The following is a 22,933-nucleotide window of genomic DNA, read 5'->3' on the forward strand; positions in this document are numbered from 1 at the left end:
TCTTTCTAGTATTTAGAATAAAACAGGCAAATTTTACGGCTTTATATCAGACAATATCGTCAATACACTTAACACATGAGGTGGTGCACAGGGGTTAGCGATGGGATTACTACAGCAGGGCCATTGGGTAGATCAGTGGTATGACACGGGCAAATCTGACGGAAAATTCGAACGCGAAGCCGCGCGCTTTCGCCATTGGGTGACCGCTGATGGCAGTGCTGGCCCAACGGGCAATAGCGGCTTTAAAGCAGAAGCTGGACGTTATCATCTGTATGTTTCGCTGGCCTGTCCTTGGGCGCATCGCACACTGATTTTTCGAGCGTTGAAGGAGTTACAACCGCTGATTGCCATCACGGTCGTTGAGCCCCACATGCTGCAAAACGGCTGGGAGTTTGCAGGCCCCAGACAAAGTCCCGAGGCTTTTCACATCCAGGGCGCAGAGGCAGACCCGCTGTACGGCAAAGACTATCTCTATCAACTCTATCTGCAAGCCGCAGCAGATTATTCCGGACGAGTGACAGTGCCAGTGCTGTGGGACAAACAGCAAAATACCATCGTCAGTAATGAATCCGCTGATATTATCCGCATGTTCAACAGTGCATTTAATGCACTGACGGGTAACACGCAAGATTATTATCCCCAAGCCTTGAGAGCGGAGATAGATGTGCTGAATGAACGCATTTATCACAATATCAATAACGGCGTGTATCGGGCGGGGTTTGCCACCAGCCAAAAAGCTTACGAACAAGCCTTTGACGATGTGTTTAATACCCTCGACTGGCTAGAACAGCGCTTATCGGCACAACGCTATCTGGCGGGAAACCAGCTTACCGAAGCCGATTGGCGGTTATTTACCACCTTGATCCGCTTTGATGCGGTATACCATGGGCATTTCAAGACTAACCGTCAGCGCTTGGCGGATTATCCGCAACTGTCAGCTTATGTGCGCGACCTTTACCAACAGCCAGGCATTGCTGCCACGGTAAATTTTGAACATATCAAACAACATTACTACTACAGCCACGCAGAAATTAACCCGACCCGCATAGTGCCCAAAGGCCCTGAGCAAGATTTTTCGTTACCGCATCAGCGCCAGCGACTGGAGTAATTGAGTTTACTCGGGGGTGATGCCATAAAATTCAACCAGTTGCTGTAACTGCTCATCACTATCTAGCGGCAGTTGCCAGCGCACGGCTCCGGCATCGGCTAGCAGTAATCTTGCCGATGCCAGCAAACGGATATCTTCTGCTAAAACGGTCATGACAACTTGGGAGGATTGCAGCCGCACTTGCAGTTCACGGGGATTAACTAACAAGTACCCGCCGGAAATATTCAGCTTCACTGTGACAGTTCCTTACATTTTTGACATCCAGATCACCCAGCGAATGTTGCATGATACCGCTGACATTTAGCTGCTTAGGCAGTTGCTCGGCATTATAATGGCCGATTTTTAGGAATAACAGATATGCCACTAACGCACCAAGGCTATCTGTATCTGGTTTATGTTAAAGGAATCTGCTTTTGTTAATACTTTTTCTGCGACGCTTCGCTCTCATGTTGGCGCTGTTGCTCACGCCTTTGGCCCACGCGGTTACTGACAGTTTCAGTTATGCCAATACCCAAGATGTACAGACTCAACATATCGATCTGCAACTCACGCTCGATTTTAAGCAGCAGCAGATCCGGGGCGTAACCACGCTGACACTGCATTGGTCTAACCTAGATGCCCCGCTGATATTGGACAGTCGCGATCTCACCATCACTAAGGTGGAGGGACTTGCCCCACAAGGTCGCTGGCAACCGCTTGCTTTTACGCTAGCAGCAAAAGACCCAGTGCTGGGCCAAAAGCTCACCATCGCCACAGGTAAGCTCAATCCGCTCCAGGTGCGGATCAGCCATGCCAGTGCCACGAACGCCAGTGGGCTGCAATGGTTAACCGCGGCCCAGACACTCGGGAAAAAGCAACCATTTCTGTTCAGCCAAAATGAAGCCATTCACGCACGGAGTTGGTTGCCACTACAGGACACACCCGCAATTCGCGCCAGTTACAGTGCCACAGTTACCGCACCGGAAGGGTTGACCGTGCTGATGAGCGCTGACCGTCACCCTGTCAGCGACACTGTGACCCGCTTTGAGATGCCACAGGCGATTCCTTCATACTTGATTGCAATCGCCGCGGGTCATCTCACCTTTGCGGCGTTTGATGCCCGCTCAGGGGTTTGGGCGGAACCCGAGCAATTATCACAAGCTCAATATGAATTTGCTGATACTCCCAAAATGATCAGCACGGTCGAGCAACGTTATGGCCGTTATCGTTGGGGACGTTACGATTTGCTAATTCTGCCGCCCAGTTTTCCCTTTGGTGGTATGGAAAACCCGAAATTGTCCTTTATTACGCCCACCGTCATTGCCGGAGATCGCAGTCTGGTCAGCGTTATTGCCCACGAACTGGCGCACTCTTGGTCAGGGAATCTAGTCACCAACGCTAGTTGGCAGGATCTATGGCTCAATGAAGGTTTTACCAGTTACGTTGAAAACCGGGTGGTGGAAGATCTGTATGGGCGCGAACGGGCACAGATGGAACTCGCTATCGCTTATGGGGAACTGCAAAAAGAGTTGCCAACGCTGCCCAAAGCGCTGACGGCACTGCACGCGGATCTCAACGGCAGCGACCCCGATACTGCTTTCAGCGGCATTCCCTATACCAAAGGGCAACTGTTCTTGGTCTTTCTGGAACAAAAATTTGGCCGCAAGCATTTCGATACTTTCGTAAAACAATACTTCGCCCACTTTGCCTTTGGCAGTATCGATACCGCCAGTTTTGAGCAGTACCTGCAACAGCATTTGCTGGCGCTCTATCCCAATGTTGTCAGCCAACAGCAAATCCATACCTGGCTATACGAACCAGGCTTACCCGAGTTTAGCCCAGTTCCCAAGTCAGACGCCTTCAAGGTGGTGGATGCTGCTAGAGCAGCGTGGTTAGACGGGACACCATTAGCACAACTCGCAACCCAGCAATGGAATGCCCAGCAGTGGCTGCATTTTCTAAAGCAGATGCCATCGCCAACCAGCAAACAGCCGTTGACAAACGCCCAGCTCCAAGCACTGGATAAACAGTTTAATTTTAGCAACACCGGCAATGATGAAATCGCCTTCGCTTGGTTCTCTCTCGCGCTGGATTATGACGATTTTGCGGTGAAGCCAGCGTTAGGCCAATATCTGCAACGCATTGGTCGCTTGCGTTTAGTGTTGCCACTCTATGAAAAACTGGCTAAATCCTCAGAAAAAGCCTGGGCAGCCGAGGTATTCGCTCAAGCGAGCAAAGCTTACCATCCATTGACGATTAATAGCATTGCGCCGCTATTTCAGTAGTGTTAATGGCAAGAAACATAAAGCCCGTCTCGGTGACGGGCTTTACTTTATGTGAACGGCGAAAGTTCCAGACTTAATGGTGATGACCGCCATCACCATGTGCGTGACTATGTGCCACTTCTTCGGCACTGGCGTCACGGACATCTTTTACTTCCAGATCGAACGTGAGTTCCCGACCAGCCAGCGGATGGTTAGTATCTACCGTTGCCATGAATTTCCCCACCTTAAGCACAGTCACCTGGCGTTGCCCATGCTCGGTATTGACCACAGCGATCATTCCAGGTTTCCATACTTTGGCACCTTGCAGATGTTTTACCGAGATCCGCTGTTCAGCGTCCGCAAGACGTTCACCATAGGTTTCAGCCGCGGGCAGTGTTACCGTAAATGTCGCGCCAGTTTCTTTGCCTTCTAAGGCTTTTTCCACCCCGGGCATCATATTATTGTGTCCATGCAGATACGCGATGGGAGCCTGCCCTTCATTGCTCTCAATGACGTTACCCTGTTCATCTTTTAGGGTGTAATTAAACTGCACAACTTTGTCCTTGGTAATACTCATGAATAATCCTCAATACCGCCAACACTAAATTTTGCCGCAGCTTACCAGATGCTCTTTGCCATCACCACTATTTGACCCGCGCTTAATGTCCGGCTCCGGGTACGATTGCCAGATGTTCAATCTGGGATAACACGTCTAGGTTCTTCAGGGCCAGCTGGCAAACCCCAGAACTGAGTTGGTATTTGGCCGAACAATCAACACTCCAAGCCCGCAACAGATATCCGGCCAGCGCGGCATTGCTACTAAGGTGCAATTCACCATCTTGCATCCGATAATCCAGCATGATTGCCTCAGGATGTTTTAGTCCAGGATGCGGGATCAGGACTAATTCGACCGCTTGTAACCAGGCACTGTCGGCGGCGGGTTGCTCTGCTGTTTTGGGCGCATCAACACAAGGCTGCAACGCTTTGATACGGGTGACCACAAAATCAGTAAACTGCTGCGACTGTCTATCAAACGCACGCACATGCCAACGCTGGCCATTATTTACCAGCGCATGCGGCACTAGCTGCCGTTGACTATCGCCCGAAGAGGTCGAAACATACTGCATCTCTAGCGCCTCGCCCTGCTGAATGGCCCGCATCAAGGCGGCGATAATCTCCGTATCTGGGTGAATTAACCGTACCGCATCCACACATACCTGACTTGGCACCAACGGCTGCGACAAACCGTCGCCAAAACCACGAGCCAACCCAGTTAATATCGCCTCAGCATCGTGTTGAAACAGTGCCTTAAAACCGGGTTGCCGTTGGTAATGTCGTGACGGATGCACCAGCTTCATATTGTCTGGAGCCAATTCTCGATACAGGCTGAAATCGCGGGTGGCGGCGGCCAATCCAGTGGCAAATTTTTCAATCAGATCCTGCCGACTGATCTGCCCGAAATATTGCAGACAGAAATCAATAAACGCCAGTCGCTGACGCTGTCCATGACTCAAGGCTTGTAATGGTTCCATGATGCTTCTCTTCACCGACAAAAAGATAAGCATCACGTTAACCAAAAGATAATTTTTAGGCAATCATTTTGATTAGCAGCTAGTTGAGTCCTAACGCCTTAAAGGTTTGTTGATCAGGAAACCGTCAGCCACCAGCCCTTTGCTCGCTTGGTACGCTTGCAAACTGTTGCGCGAGTTGCTGCCGAGAATACCGTCTGGCTTACCGGTATCGAACCCCAGTTCATTGAGGCGTTGTTGCAGCGCCTTAATCTGCTGATGACTCAAGCGCGGTTGCTCCGGCGGCGTTTTGAGCAGTTTGTTAGCCCCCACAATGCGGTCTGCCAGATGCCCAACGCTGATGGCGTAGAAATCGGAACGATTCCAGCGCTTAATCACCTCAAAGTTGTCATACCCCAGGAATGCTGGCCCGGCATGCCCGGCAGGCAGATACAAGATTGCCTGCATCTCGGCTTGCGGTAACGGTTGACCATTGGCATCAGTTACTCCCAGTTGCTGCCATTTAGCCAATGACAGCTTGTCACCCAACCTTTGGTAATCAAATCCCGCAGGTAACCTGACTTCCCTTCCCCAGCGCTCATTACGTTGCCAGCCTAAGTGCTGTAAAAAATTGGCGGCCGAGGCCAACGCATCGTCAATACTATTCCACAAATCCGCTTTGCCATCGCCATCGGCATCTACCGCATAACTGGCATAAGCACTGGGCATAAATTGGGTATGCCCCATTGCCCCGGCCCACGAACCTTGCATTTCTGCTGCGGGGAAGCCATAACGCTGACTAAGTTTTAAGGCGGTTATCAGCTCGTGAGTAAAAAATTCGCTACGGCGATGATCACAAGCCAAGGTGGCTAATGAGTCCAGTACGGGCATCTTGCCTTTATACCCACCAAAATTGGTTTCCATGCCCCAGAACGCCAATAAGTACTGTGGCGGAACCCCATACTTTTGCTGCAATTGATGTAGAAACGGCCGATGTTCAGCCAGCAGTTGCCGCCCTTTAGTCACCCGCCAATCAGTTACCCGCTGATTAAAGTAACCCGCAAAGGTTTGGGTAAACTCAGGTTGCTGGCGATCAAGTTCAATCACTCGCCGGACAAACTGTAGCTTCTGCAAGTGAGTTTTGATGGTGTTTTCGGAAACCCCTTCACTGCGAGCCTTATCTGCAAATGTCACGATGCATTGCGGAAAATCGGCCGCAACCTTGGCCGCTGCGGTATCAATGTCCACAGCAGAAGAACTGGCACAGGCCGGCACGACCCACAATAAGGATAACCATATCATCACTTTCACCACAAACAGACTCCTTGCTGCCGCTGGATACAGTTACATCCTACCCAGAGGTGCGGCGTTTTTTAAGCCCTATGATAAAGATCGCCTACCAATTAGCTGAATTTTGAGCGATTGCGCGGTAACGCTAAGAACTCCTTGGATGGCGCTGACGATAACGTATAATGGCCGCCATAATCTATTAGGGGAACCCTAGTCATGAATGAAGTCAGTCCGGTAGTACAACGCTTTATTGCTAATGTAAGTGAGTCGCTGCAACTCTGGGGGTTACAAGATCCCAGTAATGAAGAGTGGTTGGTATGCGATTCTGGAGAATATGAAGATGCCGATGTGATGCCATTGTGGTCAGAGGCAACATTGGCCCAGAGTCACTGTACTGAGGACTGGAGCAACTTTGTGCCCGCGGCTATCAGTGTGGATGACTTTCTAGAGTTTTGGGTCGACGACCTGAATCAGGATGATGTACTGGTTGGGATTGACTGGCGCAGCGATGATGACTGTGAAGAGTTGGAAGCCTTTGAGATTGGACAACTGTTGGCAGATGTTGAAGCTGACGAAGACTGATGACACTGGCGCTCGTTGATATTCCCTTTGAGGTTCGCCACCACTGCTGGTTTTGTGGCGAACCTTGTAACTTATTGTTTGAGTACCATGCGCCCACTCACGCCCGCCATCCTTCGCTGACCATTCCTGCCTGTAAAGAATGCCGTGATTTGGCAAAATTTCAGCCGTTAACCTCCATCTATGAATGCCGTACCGCGGTGAAAGATGGGCTGATGCGCCGTTATGCTAAGCACTTGGCAATCGGCCTCAACTGGACGAAAGACGAACTAGCACAAGCTGACTTTACCTGCAAAACCTTACAGAGTTTCCAACGTAGCGCCTGGTTTATGTACGAAGTGGCTCGAGATCGCATTAATTTTGCGGGTTGGCCGCTGGTGCTTGATGGCGTTCCGCTCGCAGAAACATTGCCGGATACACGTTTTAACTTTGACGGCATCAGCTATAGCTCAGTGTTTGCCGCGATTGAGCATTATGGCAAAGTCATGGCGTTAGACAAAAGTTTCCTCAGCGGTATCGCGGCCATTGTTGGCAAACAGCGCTTTGGTTACGCTATTCGCCTAGCGCGATTGCACCTCGTTTCTGATGCGGCCACTAAACGCCGCGTTATCAGAGAGCTGCTACAGGATCAGTCAGCGGCGAGTTGACGCATCCGCTCTTGCACAGTTTCCACCAATAAATCTGGTTGAAACTTAGAGATAAAGCGGTCACACCCTACCTTTTGTACCATAGCTTTATTAAAGCTGCCGCTTAATGAAGTATTCAGCACAATAAACAAGCTATCCATCCGTTTGTCGTTACGGACTTCATGGGTTAATCGATAACCATCTATTTTGGGCATTTCGGCATCGGTAATCATCATCAGGATCTCATCTGTTGGTTGCCGACCTTGATCACACCAACCACGCAGCAGATCCAGCGCCTGTTGCCCATCACAAGCCTCAATCACTTCCAGTCCAATCTGTCCCAAGGTGTCGCGCACCTGATGCCGCGCAGTGGGTGAATCATCAACAATCAAGACTTTACGGCCGTGCATCTGTTGCAGCAGGGTTTCATCCAGCATGGATTCATCAAGACGCACGTCGTAGTGGATAATTTCCGCCAAGACTTTCTCAACATCAATAATCGACACCAACTCGGTACGTTCTTGCTGTTGTACCTTAGTAATGGCGGTCAAATAATGGTTGTGTCCGGCATTCTGTGGTGGCGGCATGACTTCGTTCCAGTTCATGTTAACGATATGCTCAACCTTACCGACCAGAAATCCCTGCACACTGCGGTTATATTCGGTAATGATCAGATTGGTATCGGCATCCTGCGCCATAGGTTTAAAGCCTATGGCTTGGCGCAGATTGATCACCGGAATAGAGGTGCCACGAATATTGGCAACACCGCAAATACAGGGATGGCTCCCTGGCATCTGCGATAACCGTGGCAATTTAACCACTTCTTTCACTTTAAAGACGTTAATGGCAAAAAGTTGCATCGAATTGATACGGAATAACAGTAGCTCCAGACGGTTTTCACCCACCAACTGCGTGTGTTGATCCACTGATTCCAGAATATTTGCCATAACTGATGTTTCCTGCCCACTAGCATTGAATATATAGGATAGGCGGCTATTATAACGACATAATGAAACGCTCTGCATGAACTAGAGCAAATTTTCTTATGCGACATAATGTTGCACAACTCTTAGAGCTAAAAATACGCAGGAGTCTCACTTCGATGACTAAACCTATACTATGGCTGGGATTACTGTGCCTACTGCTCAGTGGTTGCACCATCATCGAGCAGAAGATCCCAGTTGTCAGCCAGTTTCAGGCAAATGCTTATTTAGGCACCTGGTATGAAATTGCCAGGCTTGACCACAGTTTTGAGCGCGATTTAACCCATGTACAAGCCAGTTATCGCCAAGATGGAGCGGCAATCCGCGTTCTAAATCAAGGTTATAACCCTAAAACCCAACAGTGGCAAAGCGCTAACGGTATCGCCTATTTTATGGAGGGTCGAGATCAAGGGCGGCTCCGCGTCAGTTTTTTCAGACCCTTCTATGGCGCTTACCAGATACATGCGTTGTTACCCTCACAACCACAAAATGGCCTGTACCAGAATGCCATTGTTATGGGACCAGATAATAGTTACTTATGGCTTTTGTCTCGCCAACGCCAAGTCACTAAGGACGTCCGGCAAAGTTTCATCAAACAAACCGAGCTGCTAGGTATTGATCCGCAACAGCTTATCTGGGTGCCACAAACTCCCGAGCTAACGCCAACCGATTAATTTTGTTTAAAACTTCCTGCGGGTTTGGTTGCCAGCGTTATGCCAGCGAGTCCCCACAAATGGCGGCTTTTCGCAAGCTCAAATCCGCAAGCGCGCAAACAGTCATGTAATTCCGCATGGTTAAAACGGTTCTGCTGGGGATGTTCAAACAACCGGCGACTCAGCGGGTTACAAATAGCGGCACGGTACAACTCTTCGATGACAAATGCGCCCCCAGGGCGTAGCACCCGGAAAACCTCCGCCACGGCGGCTTGCCAATCTAGCACATGATGAAACACTGCAAAATCACACACTAATTCAAAACTCTCGGCGGCGAAAGGTAAACGGGTGGCATCAGCCTGGAGTAACGTCAGCCAGGACTTGTCCTGATAACGCGCGGCACAATATTTCAGCATTTCGTCATCCAAATCCACTGCCGTAACGGTTCCGGCCCCGAAACCTTCACGAATAAGCGAAATACCCTGACCAAAGCCGCAACCGATCTCCAGCGCATGCTCCACGGCGGGTAGATTATGATTAAACAGCCCCAACAACAGAGGCTGCTCCAGTTGCCTTTGCAACCACTGCCTTGCAGGATGGCGTACCACATAGCGTTCCAACGGGTTAAGTTTCATAAATTCCTCTGCGCTCGGCACTTGAATTTTGCTGTGCTAGTTCCTATATATCTTATGCTGTTGTGACAGCCCAATTAAAGGCATTACCTTTATTTTGCTGACCTGACTTAAAAACGGATTGTCTATGCACAGTTATCATATGGCTGTCATAAACCTATGGTGAAGTATGCGGGTTTTAACAAGCATTGTGATGTCACTGAAAAGTTACAAAGTCCGATATTGGTGCCAGGGCGCTTGTATTTTTTAAAAAAGGTGATTACAGTGTTTTGTCAGGCAATGAGTTCTTTCGCTAAAAAGCTAAGGATATTCTTATAGTTAAATTTAAAAAGCCCAAAAGGCTTAAAGTAGAAAAGGAGTGTGGCCTATGTCATACAAAGTAGACGGACATGAAATCACAGTTAACTTCCCTGTAGATTCTATTTCCATAAATAAAAATTCAATCGCCTTCACTGACAGTAAAGGCAAGAAAAAACAAACTTTTTCAAAACACAGTGAAGTCATCTCATTTATGAAATGGCTGGTAAGCACCAACAAGTAAACTTGCTTTATCGCCCGTTCGGTAAAAAAATCCTCTCAAATACCGAATACCTTTCCAAGATTGGACTGATAAAACAGAAGATCAGCAATCGGGCAATATCACATTTGGTTAAGGCTGTATCCGATATCGGATGACTGCCTGGCCAAATGGGAATATCCTCATTTACCATCATTATTATCGGCAATACTGACCCTTGGCGTTATACTAGCGGCAGTCCTGTAATATGCTGGGAAATATACGTTGACCAAACCTAACTGCCACGATGCAATGTTATTAATGCTGCATGAGATTAGGACGAAAATCCCCTTCAATCTGCCACAAACCACTATTTGTGGGGGCGATTGTCGTGGGTGTTCCAAGAAAATGCTGGAATTACTGGATACTGAAGTGAGTTATTGGGAGTCTCTAGTCGAGCAGCAACAGCCCACGTTGGCAGACTTAAAAAATTTACAGCAGTTAGCCCAGAGAACTTTCAAGATATTACATCGCAACAAATTGGTTTAAGTTTACGTTTCATTAAATTTTCGCCTATATCTTGGCAACATTGATTCATTGCCTAACAGTCCCCCTGATGAATGTACATAATCGTTTGCTGCGGATATTGCTGTTTATAATTCAGCAATAATAACCAGGCTAACGGATCGTATAGTAATTCAAATGTCACCCCCGCCTTAGCTAACTGTTGCCATATTTGATAAAACTCAGGATAGAGTTTGCCAAAATGATATTTTTAGGGGAACTGATGATCCTCGGATAGCAAAGTTCATCATTACACAGCATTGCAAATTGTTGGCGCAGATAGTTGTCGCCCCCACAACCGCACAGGTTAATACTTCGATATCGATTTTATTCTCATAAAAATACTTGGACAGGTATAACGCGGTGGTGCCAGTTCCTGATGGTAAAAATAATTTTAGACCCGCAATCTTTTGATTAATTGCCCATTCATGGATTTCTTGTGCTAACTGCCTGACACCATATTCAGCCGCTTGACAACGCCCGCCTTCCGGCACATACAGCGCCGCTGATAATGTGGGTAAAATGGATTCGCGCAGATATTGCTCGACCGTTATGCCGTATTTTTCTTTGCCTCCAACGGCAATAATGTCGGCTCCCAGCGCCAATGCTGCCTGATAGTTGCCCACGGGCGATTGTTGTAACCACTGTGGCAAATGATCCACATAGAACTGCAAATGCCAGCCTTTTAACGCTGCTAAGGTGGCCATTGAGTACAGAGAATTCGCCTGTGCCGAACCATAACCAACCAACAGTTGAATATCGGGCAACTCCTGTTCTAGGAAATAACGAAATTTACGTGCTTTATTGCCGCTGAACTGTGGATGCAACAGATCATCCCGTTTCAGATAAAAGTGATACCCACCAAATTCAAAAGATTGCACGGGGGTTTGTGCCAACAAAGAAGGCGCTATCAACATAGGGACGGTAAGAGTTGTCTGGAGACTCGATTGTAAAATGCCAGCCATCACAGTACCAAGTAAAATAACCATTAACTGGTCAAATCAGCTAAACCACACCCAGATAATAAAAATAACTCATTTATATTCAATAGATTATCTTTTGGCACAAATATCGCTTACGAGAGAATAACGCGGAAGCATTATCACAGGAGCACTAAATGGCTGTTTTGCGTCTTCTCTTTAATATCGCCTGGTTTTTGCTGGGTGGCTTGGTGATGGGATTGGCCTGGTGGCTGGCAGGATTGCTCTGTTTCATCAGCATTATTGGAATTCCTTTTGGGCGCGCCTGTTTTGTTATCGGAGAGATGACGTTTTGGCCATTTGGTCAGGAGCACGTCAGCCGAGAGCAACTGTATGGACGTGAAGATATAGGTACTGGCCCGCTGGGATTCATTGGTAATGTTATCTGGTTTGTTTTATTTGGTATTTGGCTGGCGATAGGTCATATCGCCCATGCATTAGGTTGTTTTATTACCATCATAGGTATTCCTTTCGGGATACAACACCTGAAACTAGCACTATTGAGTCTCACCCCGATTGGTAAAACAGTCGTGACGCTGCATTAACCTCTTGCTGGCCTCGCATTTATGGGAGGCCATAACCTTAGATGTAACCACAACCTTAAAAATAGATTAATTTATTGATAGTTAAGGAATTATTTTTAATTTATCGGTTATTTTACACTTCCGTCATGGGGCGTTAGGCTTTATGATGCTCAATATCCTTACAGTTAATAAGGAATATTAAAGGGAGCCATAAATGAAATATCAAGCATTGATGCTGGCGTTATCTGCAACCATTGGCAGTCACTGGGCCAACGCCGCTGAACCCATAGAGACCATTCAGCCGATAAAGATCACTGAACCTGAAAAAGTTGAGTTGGGCAAAATGTTATATTTTGAACCCCGACTATCTAAGTCCGGTTTTATCTCATGTAACTCTTGCCATAACCTTTCCACCGGTGGTGTAGATGCACTGCCAACGTCTATCGGTGATCGCTGGCAACAAGGCCCTATTAACGCGCCTACGGTACTCAATGCTGACTTCATGCTGGCACAATTTTGGGACGGTCGGGCTAAAGATTTACAAGAACAAGCTGGTGGCCCAATTGCCAATCCTAAAGAGATGGGATTTACCCATGAACTGGCGGTAACTACCGTGGCCTCGATGCCAGCTTATCGTGAACGGTTTGCCAAAGTGTACGGCGCCGACAAGATTGACATTAACACCATCACTGATGCTATTGCCGCTTTTGAAAAGACACTGGTTACCCCCAACAGCCCGTTTGATAAGTATTTGACAGGCGATCAACAAGCTATCTCTGCTGACGCTAAAGCAGGCTATGAAATATTTAAGAGTCGCGGTTGTGCTGTCTGCCATAATGGCCCCGCCGTCGGCGGTACTATGTATATGAAAATGGGTTTAATAAAACCATTTCATACCAATAATCCGGCTGAAGGCCGTAAAGCAGTTACCGGTAAAGAAGCGGATAAGATGGTATTCAAAGTGCCCACACTGCGAAACATTGAACTGACCTACCCTTACTTTCATGATGGTAGCGTCTGGTCTTTAGCTGAAGCGGTTAATACGATGTCAGATGTGCAGCTGGGACAGAAATTTTCTACCGAAGAAACCGCTCAAGTCGTTGCCTTTTTAAAAACCCTAACGGGCGATCAACCGCAAATAGTTTTACCCATACTGCCACCATCGACTGCAGAGACACCAAAACCACAGCCATTTGCCCAATAGCTTAATCCAGTAAAAACGTCGCTTAGCGGCGTTTTTACTGAACACAGAGGTAACATAAGAAACAATTTACTAACAAACTATCGAAAATAATTTGTCGCCTCTGTCAGCAAAATCTATGCTGCATAACAGCCATATCGCGGTTTGTTACGGCAACCAGTAACTGTATCTAACTAATGGTTAATCGGTACTGTCATTACTGGTTTCACATGCTAATGGCACAGACCATGCGCGCCGAAGCCACCATAAAGATAATCACCTGCGCTTCAGTCTATCTGTGTCTATACATGGCAAAATATAATTGCAATGAGGGATAAAAAATGAAATCGACACTTATAACATCCGCCACTGGCGCCATACTGCTCGGGCTATTAATGAGTCCATTCACGGTGAGTGCCGACCCGCATCATGATTTACCACCAGGACTGCAAAAAAGGTACAGCAAGGTAAACCATTACCACCGGGATGGCAGAAACGCTATCACAAAGGCGATATTCTCGATAATGACATATATGGCCGAGCCAAAGTGGTGGTGCCACTTGATCGTGATGGACTCATCACTGTCAGTATTGAAGGCACACTGTTTCGTTTACATGAGAAAACTCGGCAAATTATTGAAATTCTGGCACATTGATGTGCTCAATTCTTATCGCCAAAAGCACCGCAATGTACGGTGCTTTGGTAAAATAGCGCCGATTAACGACCATCAAACATCCGACCAATACCACCCAATACGGATCCTTCACCGCGATCCGAACCGCCCATAGACGGTGCATGGGCAATTATCCGGTCAGCCATGCGCGAGAACGGCAGACTCTGCAACCACACGGTGCCATGCCCTTGTAATGTGGCCAGGAATAAACCTTCCCCACCAAACAACATAGACTTTAATGAACCTGCGCGCTGGATATCATAGTCAATCCCTGGGGTAAATCCCACCAGACAGCCGGTATCCACCCGCAGGGTCTCCCTTGCAACTCTTTACGGATCAAGGTGCCTCCGGCGTGAATAAATGCCATTCCATCACCTTTAAGACTTTGTAAAATAAAACCTTCTCCACCAAAAAAGCCAGCACCGAGTTTGCGGTTGAATTTCATACTGACGTTAGTCCCCAAAGCTGCGGCAAGGAAACTATCTTTCTGCAGGATTAACTCGCCACCGATTTGCTCCAGATCGATCGCCAGAATTGTTCCAGGATAAGGAGCCGCAAATGATACTCGTCGCTTGCCATATCCCGTGTTCGTAAAATGGGTCATGAACAGGCTTTCGCCAGTCAGTACCCGTTTCCCGGCACCCATCAACTTACCAAAGAAACCGGATTCCGGTTCTGAGCCATCCCCATCCGCGCTTCAAAACTGATCCCCTCTTCCATATAAGTCATCGCACCAGCTTCAGCAATCACGGTTTCACCGGGATCCAGTTCTACCTCAACCAATTGCATACTTTCGCCAATGATCTCGTAATCTACTTCATGGCAACGTTTGCTCATTTTTCGTTCCTCATGTTTTGTCAGGCAAGCCTTAAATGGGTCACAGCATCAACTTGGGCTATTTTTATGACATAAAATGTCAATGGTGGCAATGACGATTTTGCGGGTTCTTTAAAAACAACCATTAATTATTGCTAATATTTCAAACTCCCATGAACAAACGCCATCACAACTTGTTTCCACGAACAACCGGTTTAGACTAGCGTCTTCTCGAATTTATGCGCTGGCAACAAATGCAAAGTTACTCCCTACTCGCGGCTTTTATTCCGACATTTTTACTGGTTTCTGCCACCCCAGGAATGTGTATGACACTCGCGATGACACTGGGTATGAGCATAGGCGTTCGCCGCACCTTATGGATGATGTTAGGAGAACTGACGGGAGTAGCCTTGGTGGCTATTGCCTCTACGCTGGGCGTTGCGACATTGATGTTGCAGCATCCACAGCTGTTTCAGGGACTAAAATATCTGGGTGGGGCATATCTTGTCTGGATAGGTTTCAATCTGTGGCATGCAAAAACCGCTGTAGGTGTGGCTAAGATATTGCCAGATATTCGGCCTTATGCACTGATATCTCAGGGATTTATTACCGCCATTGCCAATCCAAAAGGATGGGCATTTATGATTTCGTTATTACCTCCGTTCATTGATAGCCACATGGCGATGGCGCCTCAACTCTTAGCGCTGGTGGGCATCATCATGGTGACAGAGTTCAGTTGTCTGCTGGCCTACGCTAGCGGAGGTAAAGGACTGCGGCTGTTCCTCAACAAAGGCAATCATCTGCGCTGGATGAATCGCATCTCAGCGCTGTTGATGATGATACTTGGGCTGTGGCTGGCATTAGATTAAGGCTAACAGGCAAGTTGTGATGTAGTCGCTTGTTCCCTAACCTAATTGCGCCGATGATGCCCCTTGCTCTACTCCCGCTTTAACAGGAATGATTTTGGATGAAAATTGAGTACTCACCCATAGGTATAATTCACAGCCCGTTTCAACAACAAGCCGGCACCCCAGTGCAACCATCCAGAGCCAATAATGCTGAAGGACGGATTGAACTACTGCCTGAATATATCGAAGGTTTAGCTGATCTACAGGGGTTTTCTCACATTGTACTGTTATGTCATCTGCATCAGTGCAGTGGCTTTCAGATGAAGGTGACACCTTACCTGGACGATAACCAGCGAGGGCTTTTTGCCACTCGCTCACCGCGGCGTCCCAATCCTATTGGCCTCTCCGTTGTCGAATTATTATCCATAGACAACAACATGTTAAACATTCGCAACTTGGATCTGCTGGACGGAACCCCCGTGCTCGACATCAAGCCCTACGTAGGAGAGTTTGATCAACGCCAAGGCGCAAGGTTTGGCTGGTTTGAACACGCTAAACAGATAACTACCGCAGACAATCGCTTCTGCACCAAATAAGCATAAAAAGGGTGGCATCACGCCACCCTTCTGCAAGATCAAACGGTGCTAAAATGGAGCATCGATATCGACAACATCCACCAATTTGTGGTTAACGAACTCTTTCAAACCGAGTCCTAATAACTCACGGCCATAACCTGAGTTCCGGATACCACCAAATGGCAAATCAGCCTTCACCATAGTTGGATGGTTCACAAACACCATCCCGGTAGAGATACGATGGGCAACCTTTTCACCGCGTTTCAAATCAGAAGTAAACACTGAACCGCCTAAGCCAAATGGCGAATCATTAGCAATGCGGACTGCATCATCTTCATCTTTAGCGCGCAGGATCATAGAGACAGGGCCAAAGAATTCCCAATAATACGCAGGATTATCAGGTGTAACATTCGTCAAAATAGTCGGCTGCACAAAGGCACCTGTGGCAGGCACTTTTGGACCAACTTCTGTTGCAGTAGCCCCATGAGCCACCGCCTGCCGAATTTTCTCTTTCACTTCATCAGCAGCTGACTGTGATGACAAAGGTGCCAAGGTTGTAGTTGCATCCAGCGGATTACCTGCTTTCAGTGCGGCAACGCCTTCGGTGTATTGACTCAAGAACTGGTCATACACTTTATCAACAATAATCATACGTTTAGACGATACACACACCTGCCCACCGTTCCAGTGACGGCCAAACACTGCCCATTTCACAGTTTTTGGCATATCGGCATCTTCTAACACCACGAATGCATCGGCACCGCCAAGTTCCAGGGTAGATTTTTTCATCGCCTTACCCGCTTGCGCGGCAACCACGGCACCGGCACCTTCTGACCCGGTCAATGCCACACCATGTACCCGCGGATCATTGATGATTTTTTCAATCTGAGAACGGGTAGCATACAGATTTTGGAAGGCTCCATGAGGTAAGCCAGCATCACGCATCAGACTTTCAAACGCTGCCGCAGCCTGTGGCACATTTGATGCGTGTTTCAGAATGACCGTATTACCCGCAGACAACTGCGGCGCCAAAATACGGGCGATCTGATAATAAGGGAAGTTCCAAGGCTCAATAGCCAAAATGGTTCCCAAAGGTTCATGTACTAAAGTTGCGTTGCCTTCGGCAGGATCGGCAACGGGCAGTTTTTCTGGTGCCAACAATTTCCCAGCATTCTTGACATAGTATTCAATGATTTGAGCTGACAACTCGACTTCAGCCTCAGCTTCACCAATCACCTTACCCATTTCCAGTGTCAGTAATTCGGCATATTTACGCTTGTTGTCACGCAGAATGTTAGCGGCACGTTGCAGGATCTCACCGCGATGAGCAAAAGATGTTTCGCGCCATTGCAAAAATGCAGCGTGCGCATCAGTCAGAGCCTGTTCAACCTGAGCATCTGTTGCATCTGGGAATTTTTTACCAGTTCACCGGTGTAAGGGTTAACGGTTGCATAACTCATAAATAAAACCTCCTGATCCATATCCGTATTATACGGAGAATAACGACGATACCTTCGCCGCCATTACAATCGTGATTAACCTTACTCCTGAATATTTATTAGATCCAGCCATTTAGTGAATAACAAGATAAATTTTCATTTATCTCAAATAGTGATACTTATTGTTTCATTAAAACGAAAGGTTGAACTAGCAATATCCGACACATCACAACAACTGAGTATACGAGCCATAACAACGAACAGTACGACAGAAACAGCACCATAGGCACTCAACATACTGAAATAGATGAAATTATATTTATTAAAATGAGAATGATAAATTGTTTTGAAATTGTTAATAATTCAATATTCCATAGAGAATTTTATTTTGTCGCTAGGAAAAACAATATTTTAAAAACAAAATACATACAAAAAACCAGTATTTATACCTACTATGATTAATTAAATTTAATTGTCCCGTGACTTATTATTCACTCTTAATTTTTAATTCAGAAAATAAAGCTAGCCTCAATATTTTTCAACATCTGACTGTTCGTATCGGTATAGTGATTATGGGATGTTACTTAACCCTAGAAATCATCAACTATTCAGTAGGCGTTCAAGTCAATCACCGCAACAGCTATAGGGCTGTAACACAACATAAGCGCAGAAGACCAAACAATCCTTGGGCGTAGCTGTTTTGGGATAAACGCTCTACTTTCTGGGGACAATGCTTTTGGTAAAGTAGACGCTATCAACACCAGCAATGGGCTTAATTTGTATGGAAGTACCAGCAAGGAGTAGCCTTTTCATTAACCTGCTCACCGTTCTGCAATGGCTAATATCAGGTTAGCAGCACCTACAGCTAAATTTAATCAGCGAGGGAAACATGGATATCAGATTAGACGGAAAAACTGCTTTGGTTACCGCATCCAGTGGCGGCATTGGCTTTGCTATAGCAAAGGAACTAGCAGCCAGCGGTGCCACGATTGTGCTCAATGGTCGCAGTGAAAAGTCGGTAAGCGCTGCCAAAGAACGCTTATTACAATGGCTGCCGAGCGCCAAAATTATCACTGCTGCGGCGGATATTTCTGATGAAGCAGGTTGTAGTCACTTGCTATCGCAGGTACCTAAAGTCGATATTCTCGTCAATAATGCCGGGATATATGGGCCGGAGGATTTTTCGAGACCAGTGATGATACTTGGGAGCGGTACTGGCAAACCAATGTGATGTCTGGCATCCGTTTGTCGCGGGCGTATCTGCCAGCCATGCAACAGCAAGGCTGGGGGCGAGTGGTGTTTATCTCCTCTGAATCGGCGCTGAATATTCCAGCCGATATGGTGCATTATGGGGTATCAAAAACCGCCCAACTGGCATTAGCACGAGGTCTGGCAAAGCGGCTAGCGGGCAGTGGCGTCACCGTAAATAGTGTGCTTCCAGGCCCGACTATTTCTGATGGCTTTGAAGCCATCATGGCAGATGAAGTGGCCCGTACCGGAAAATCGATAGCTACACTAGCCAAAGAGTTTGTGATGAGCCATCGTCCTAGCTCTATTATTCAACGCGCAGCCAGTGTTGAAGAAGTCGCCAACATGGTGGTTTATGTTTGTTCAACTCAAGCCTCGGCTACCAGCGGTGCGGCCTTGCGGGTGGATGGCGGTGTTGTTGACGATATTGTCTAAGAACCTAGGGTACCGCTAATGCCATGATGGTTAGGCAAACTGCGGGTTACTCAATGCGAGAGCAACGATCACGCTTCAGTGATGGCATAACCTCAGTGGTGTGGCAGACAACAATAGGCCAACGATTGACACTTAACCCAAGCATTTGGCGGAGACTTTTGCGGTGATATCGGCAATGTTGTTAAGCTTATTATCTCCGCTAAGTCAGCAACAATGGGCAGACGTGGTCTGTCGGTAGTTGCGCTGTTGCATTCACTATTTGCCGCAGCAACAAATGACAGCGAGTGATACTATAGCGTGCAGCGCTTGTGTGTAAGCCGCATTCACAGTGCGCTGCGACACATGCCACTAAGATTTACCATGATATGCAGACATCCGTACGCCGCCTATCTGCCGGTCAAATCACCCCGAGAGTCATTAGCAGGCAGCGGCGATGCCTGATGGCAACGCATATCAGCACACCAACGGCTCCGACGACGCAATTTACGGATTAGGTTCGGTGAGTGTCGCCGATTGAGCCATTAAGGAGATAATGAACAGGCCAAAGCCGCTGATAACAGCAAACATCAACTCACGATTTCGACTAACCAGTCACTAACAGGTGATCCGGTGCTTTAGCTCGTGGCGATTGAGCTGTCATTTCAAGTCATCAATAAGGCCAGCGGCTCTTCATAAAACGGGCATGTTTATGACGCGTTCCATCTGTGGAACATCTGGAACCCTTCACATAGATTGATATAAAGGAGAAAAACCATGGAAACAACAGCATTAGGCACTACCGATTTTAATATTGTCCCACTGGTATTTGGTGGCAATGTATTTGGCTGGACGCTCGATGAAAAAACCAGTTTTGCGATTCTTGATGCCTTCGTTGATGCGGGTTTTGATGCCATTGATACCGCAGACGTTTATTCGGCTTGGGCACCTAACAATAAAGGTGGAGAATCAGAAACCATCATAGGTCGTTGGTTGAAAGCCAGGCCGGGGATGCGCGACAAAGTGAAACTCTTCACTAAGGTAGGTTCCGATATGGGACAACCAGGTCATAAAGGTTTGTCGGCCAAGTGGATTGCTCAAGCGGTTGAAGATTCACTACAACGCCTGCAAACAGACTACATTGACTTGTATTTTTCTCACTGGCCAGATCCAGAAGTTGGCTATGCCGAAACATTAACCGCTTACGATAAACTGCTTAACGCCGGAAAAATTCGCGCAATTGGCGCATCCAATCTGAATGCAGAACAGTTACAAGCAGCGCTGGATGTGGCAGAAAAACAACATCTTCCTGCCTATCAGGTGTTACAGCCAGAATATAACTTGTATGACCGCGCAGGTTTTGAGGGTGCATTACAGAAATTATGTGTCCGTAAAAATCTGGGAGTGGTCACCTATTTCAGTTTGGCGTCAGGCTTTTTGTCTGGCAAATATCGCAGCGAAGCCGATTTAAGCAAAAGCGCTCGCGGCAGTGGCATAAGCAAGTATATGAATGCAAAAGGCACCCGTATCTTGACTGCGCTGGATGAAGTCTCGGCACAACACAACGCCACACCTGCCGAAGTTGCCCTCGCCTGGCTAATTGCGGCTGAGGGAGTAACCGCCCCTATTGCTAGCGCGACCAAAGCTAGCCATGTTGCCAGTTTTGCCAAAGCGATAGCACTGAAATTATCACCAGCAGAATTGAGCAAGTTGACAAAAGCGGGTGACTAACCTTGCCCACCCTTGACCAGCGCGTGGCCACCGCGTTATTGGTGGCTGGCACCATGTTTATGGAGATGCTGGACGCTACCGTCATTACCACCGCACTCCCCGCTATCGCGGGGATTTCGGCACCGCAGCCGCCCATCTTTCACTTGGTGTCTCTGCCTATTTGGTTGCGCTGACAGTGTTCATTCCTGTCAGCGGTTGGGCGGCAGATCGCTTCGGTGCCAGGCGTATTTTCATGTTGGCTATCGCTATCTTTACCTTAGCATCCTTGTTATGTGCTGCTTGCCAAAGCCTCACCCAATTCACGCTAGCCCGTGTCCTGCAAGGGATTGGTGGTGCCATGATGGTTCCCGTAGGGCGCTTAGTAGTTCTTAAAAGCACTCCAAAACAGCAAATGATACAGGCAATCGCCATTCTGACCTGGCCTGCCTTAGTGGCTCCTTTACTGGGACCAGTATTGGGCGGGTGGATTGCCACACACTGGAGCTGGCACTGGATTTTCTTACTCAATCTGCCATTGGGGCTGATAGCATTAGTGGCTGCATGGTACTTAATTCCGGCACTAAGAAGCGCCGTCACAACCTTTGACACGACAGGATTCTTATTGAGTGGTTTGGGCTTTGGCTTGTTTATGGCCGGGATTGAAACCGCGAGTCGCGATGACATCAGTACCCGTTGGGCACTCATGCTAATAGTTAGCGGAAGTCTGTTGTTGCTGCTGACAGCTTATCATTTACGACATTGCCGCCAACCGCTATTCAATCTTACGCCACTGGCAATTAAAACCTTCAGAGTATCTGTCGTGGGGGTTCGTTATTCCGTATTGCGATCGCTTCCGCCCCTTTCTGTTGCCCTTGATGTTTCAGTTGGGGTTCGGTTTTAGTGCTGTAAAAGCCGGGACTTTGCTGCTGTGGTTGTTTGCAGGCAACTTATGTATGAAGACATTTACCAGTTGGATCATCAACCACTACGGTTTTAAAAACGTACTGATCATCAATGGTCTGCTAGTATCCGCGGGCTTTGCCGCTATGGCGATGTTTACTAAAGATACCCCAGAATGGCTGATGATACTGGTGCTGTTTATCAGTGGTATGAACCGCTCTATGCATTTTACAGCCATGAATACGCTGGGATTTGCTGACGTTCCCCAAACGCAGATGCGCGACGCCAACACACTGCAAGCTGTTTTTGTGCAAATGAATATTGGGACAGGTATTGCGGCAGGAGCCTTGGCCCTAGCCATAGCCGCTATGCTACATGGGAGCAGCAGCGCCATGGCAACGGCCGCCGATTTCAGGCTTGCACTGTGGTTTATTGGCGGGCTGTCACTATTAGCGATTATTGATTGCTTAACGCTTGCGGATAATGCCGGGAATGCCGTGCTAAACCCACCGCGCTTACCGGTGAGATATCACAGTCACAACACCTCCGATAAGATTAGCCTCAAACTTCTATCCCAAGTTTTACCGCAGTGCCATACGCCAGCATTTCCGACATGCCTTGGGCGATCGCGCTAGTGGTAAAACGCAGGTTAACTACGGCATCAGCCCCCAACTGCTCTGCTTGCACAAGCATACGCTGGGTGGCGACCTCACGTGCCTCTGCCAGCATTTCAGTGTAACCGGCTATCTCGCCGCCAATAATCGTTTTCAAACCTGCCATAATATCGCGGCCAATGTGTTTGCTTCGCACCACATTGCCAGTCACAACGCCTAACGTCTGGGTCACTCGATAACCTGCAATGGTTTCCGTACTTGATACTTGCAAAATTGTCTCCACAACGATTTTATACAATCAAATGGTCTATTCTCTTTACCATTAGCAATGGT

Annotated in this window: 21 protein-coding genes and 5 pseudogenes; 16 read left to right on the plus strand and 10 right to left on the minus strand. The window is 47.7% G+C overall.

Translation table 11 applies throughout. From position 1 onward, the window contains the following. The first annotated feature begins 100 nt into the window (after positions 1–100). Positions 101–1,108, plus strand: a complete 1,008-nt coding sequence (locus tag KHX94_RS00390) for a glutathione S-transferase family protein (RefSeq protein ID WP_213681957.1) — start codon at positions 101–103, stop codon at positions 1,106–1,108. 6 nt (positions 1,109–1,114) lie between these two features. Here KHX94_RS00390 and KHX94_RS00395 read toward each other — a convergent pair whose 3' ends face one another. Then, positions 1,115–1,342 (minus strand): DUF3389 family protein, encoded by a 228-nt coding sequence (locus KHX94_RS00395; RefSeq protein WP_213681958.1) that lies wholly within the window; start codon positions 1,340–1,342, stop codon positions 1,115–1,117. Positions 1,343–1,521: 179 nt separating this feature from the next. Here KHX94_RS00395 and KHX94_RS00400 point away from each other — a divergent pair, with 179 nt between their 5' ends. Then, on the plus strand, positions 1,522–3,372 hold the full coding sequence (locus KHX94_RS00400) for a M1 family metallopeptidase (protein WP_425314031.1): 1,851 nt from the start codon (positions 1,522–1,524) through the stop codon (positions 3,370–3,372). A 73-nt stretch (positions 3,373–3,445) separates the two neighbouring features. On the opposite strand, the gene KHX94_RS00405 is transcribed toward KHX94_RS00400, so the two are convergent. The 3 genes and pseudogenes from KHX94_RS00405 to KHX94_RS00415 form a co-directional block, all read right to left on the minus strand. Beyond that, entirely contained in the window at positions 3,446–3,928 is a 483-nt protein-coding gene (locus KHX94_RS00405) for an FKBP-type peptidyl-prolyl cis-trans isomerase (protein WP_213681959.1), read from the minus strand. Positions 3,929–4,010: 82 nt separating this feature from the next. After that, positions 4,011–4,883 (minus strand): helix-turn-helix transcriptional regulator, encoded by an 873-nt coding sequence (locus tag KHX94_RS00410; protein WP_213681960.1) that lies wholly within the window; start codon positions 4,881–4,883, stop codon positions 4,011–4,013. A gap of 79 nt (positions 4,884–4,962) precedes the next feature. Then, a pseudogene (locus tag KHX94_RS00415) lies at positions 4,963–6,161 on the minus strand (lytic murein transglycosylase). 204 nt (positions 6,162–6,365) lie between these two features. Between KHX94_RS00415 and KHX94_RS00420 the strand changes: the two are divergent. Both KHX94_RS00420 and KHX94_RS00425 read left to right on the plus strand, forming a co-directional pair. Further along, positions 6,366–6,731 carry a DUF2750 domain-containing protein gene (locus KHX94_RS00420; RefSeq protein WP_213681961.1) on the plus strand — a complete coding sequence of 122 codons (366 nt, stop codon included), beginning with the start codon at positions 6,366–6,368 and terminating at the stop codon, positions 6,729–6,731. Beyond that, positions 6,731–7,375 carry a hypothetical protein gene (locus tag KHX94_RS00425; RefSeq protein ID WP_213681962.1) on the plus strand — a complete coding sequence of 215 codons (645 nt, stop codon included), beginning with the start codon at positions 6,731–6,733 and terminating at the stop codon, positions 7,373–7,375. Before KHX94_RS00420 ends, KHX94_RS00425 begins: the two co-directional genes overlap by 1 nt. On the opposite strand, the gene KHX94_RS00430 is transcribed toward KHX94_RS00425, so the two are convergent. Next, the gene (locus KHX94_RS00430; protein ID WP_213681963.1) at positions 7,357–8,301 is read right to left on the minus strand and encodes a chemotaxis protein CheV; all 945 of its coding nucleotides are present in this window, start codon (positions 8,299–8,301) and stop codon (positions 7,357–7,359) included. The two genes, KHX94_RS00425 and KHX94_RS00430, sit on opposite strands and share 19 nt — an antisense overlap. A 155-nt stretch (positions 8,302–8,456) precedes the next feature. On the opposite strand from KHX94_RS00430, the gene KHX94_RS00435 reads away from it, so the two are divergent. Then, a complete protein-coding gene (locus KHX94_RS00435; RefSeq protein ID WP_244859263.1) occupies positions 8,457–9,011 on the plus strand; it encodes a lipocalin family protein in 555 nt (184 codons plus the stop codon). On the opposite strand, the gene KHX94_RS00440 is transcribed toward KHX94_RS00435, so the two are convergent. Then, complete coding sequence (locus KHX94_RS00440) at positions 9,008–9,625, minus strand: class I SAM-dependent methyltransferase (RefSeq protein ID WP_213681964.1); 618 nt, start codon at positions 9,623–9,625, stop codon at positions 9,008–9,010. The genes KHX94_RS00435 and KHX94_RS00440 overlap by 4 nt on opposite strands. 364 nt (positions 9,626–9,989) lie before the next feature. Between KHX94_RS00440 and KHX94_RS00445 the strand changes: the two genes are divergently transcribed. Both KHX94_RS00445 and KHX94_RS00450 read left to right on the plus strand, forming a co-directional pair. Continuing rightward, positions 9,990–10,163 (plus strand): hypothetical protein, encoded by a 174-nt coding sequence (locus tag KHX94_RS00445; RefSeq protein WP_213681965.1) that lies wholly within the window; start codon positions 9,990–9,992, stop codon positions 10,161–10,163. A gap of 240 nt (positions 10,164–10,403) precedes the next feature. After that, on the plus strand, positions 10,404–10,667 hold the full coding sequence (locus tag KHX94_RS00450) for a hypothetical protein (protein ID WP_213681966.1): 264 nt from the start codon (positions 10,404–10,406) through the stop codon (positions 10,665–10,667). Between the two features lie 2 nt (positions 10,668–10,669). On the opposite strand, the pseudogene KHX94_RS00455 reads toward KHX94_RS00450, so the two are convergent. Then, positions 10,670–11,581 (minus strand): annotated as a pseudogene (locus KHX94_RS00455) (1-aminocyclopropane-1-carboxylate deaminase/D-cysteine desulfhydrase). Between the two features lie 218 nt (positions 11,582–11,799). Between KHX94_RS00455 and KHX94_RS00460 the strand changes: the two are divergent. Together KHX94_RS00460 and KHX94_RS00465 are read left to right on the plus strand one after the other, a co-directional pair. Beyond that, on the plus strand, positions 11,800–12,207 hold the full coding sequence (locus KHX94_RS00460; RefSeq protein WP_213681967.1) for a YccF domain-containing protein: 408 nt from the start codon (positions 11,800–11,802) through the stop codon (positions 12,205–12,207). Between the two features lie 193 nt (positions 12,208–12,400). Further along, positions 12,401–13,390: a cytochrome-c peroxidase gene (locus tag KHX94_RS00465; protein ID WP_213681968.1), complete on the plus strand. Its 990-nt coding sequence runs from the start codon at positions 12,401–12,403 to the stop codon at positions 13,388–13,390. A gap of 693 nt (positions 13,391–14,083) precedes the next feature. Here KHX94_RS00465 and KHX94_RS00470 read toward each other — a convergent pair. Next, positions 14,084–14,876 (minus strand): annotated as a pseudogene (locus KHX94_RS00470) (TIGR00266 family protein). A gap of 233 nt (positions 14,877–15,109) precedes the next feature. Here KHX94_RS00470 and KHX94_RS00475 point away from each other — a divergent pair. Together KHX94_RS00475 and tsaA are read left to right on the plus strand one after the other, a co-directional pair. Further along, the gene (locus tag KHX94_RS00475; RefSeq protein ID WP_213681969.1) at positions 15,110–15,724 is read left to right on the plus strand and encodes a LysE family translocator; all 615 of its coding nucleotides are present in this window, start codon (positions 15,110–15,112) and stop codon (positions 15,722–15,724) included. 98 nt (positions 15,725–15,822) lie between these two features. After that, the gene (gene tsaA, locus KHX94_RS00480; protein ID WP_213681970.1) at positions 15,823–16,299 is read left to right on the plus strand and encodes a tRNA (N6-threonylcarbamoyladenosine(37)-N6)-methyltransferase TrmO; all 477 of its coding nucleotides are present in this window, start codon (positions 15,823–15,825) and stop codon (positions 16,297–16,299) included. A gap of 48 nt (positions 16,300–16,347) precedes the next feature. Here tsaA and KHX94_RS00485 read toward each other — a convergent pair. Beyond that, positions 16,348–17,738 (minus strand): annotated as a pseudogene (locus tag KHX94_RS00485) (NAD-dependent succinate-semialdehyde dehydrogenase). An 868-nt stretch (positions 17,739–18,606) separates the two neighbouring features. On the opposite strand from KHX94_RS00485, the pseudogene KHX94_RS00490 reads away from it, so the two are divergent. The 5 genes and pseudogenes from KHX94_RS00490 (at position 18,607) to KHX94_RS19990 (ending at position 22,621) form a co-directional block, all read left to right on the plus strand. After that, positions 18,607–19,400: pseudogene (locus KHX94_RS00490) on the plus strand (SDR family NAD(P)-dependent oxidoreductase). A gap of 753 nt (positions 19,401–20,153) precedes the next feature. Beyond that, positions 20,154–21,107: an aldo/keto reductase gene (locus tag KHX94_RS00495; protein WP_213681971.1), complete on the plus strand. Its 954-nt coding sequence runs from the start codon at positions 20,154–20,156 to the stop codon at positions 21,105–21,107. A gap of 2 nt (positions 21,108–21,109) precedes the next feature. Continuing rightward, positions 21,110–21,280 (plus strand): hypothetical protein, encoded by a 171-nt coding sequence (locus tag KHX94_RS19980; RefSeq protein ID WP_244859264.1) that lies wholly within the window; start codon positions 21,110–21,112, stop codon positions 21,278–21,280. Next, positions 21,268–21,987, plus strand: coding sequence for an MFS transporter (locus KHX94_RS19985; protein ID WP_244859265.1), 720 nt, complete (start codon positions 21,268–21,270; stop codon positions 21,985–21,987). The genes KHX94_RS19980 and KHX94_RS19985 overlap by 13 nt, the downstream gene beginning before the upstream one ends. Positions 21,988–22,039: 52 nt before the next feature. Further along, entirely contained in the window at positions 22,040–22,621 is a 582-nt protein-coding gene (locus KHX94_RS19990) for an MFS transporter (protein WP_244859266.1), read from the plus strand. Here the strand turns inward: KHX94_RS19990 and KHX94_RS00505 are convergent. Next, a complete protein-coding gene (locus KHX94_RS00505; protein WP_213681972.1) occupies positions 22,548–22,871 on the minus strand; it encodes a YbjQ family protein in 324 nt (107 codons plus the stop codon). The two genes, KHX94_RS19990 and KHX94_RS00505, sit on opposite strands and share 74 nt — an antisense overlap. Positions 22,872–22,933 lie beyond the last annotated feature (62 nt).

It is taken from the genome of Shewanella dokdonensis (assembly GCF_018394335.1).
GTDB classification, from domain to species: domain Bacteria; phylum Pseudomonadota; class Gammaproteobacteria; order Enterobacterales; family Shewanellaceae; genus Shewanella; species Shewanella dokdonensis.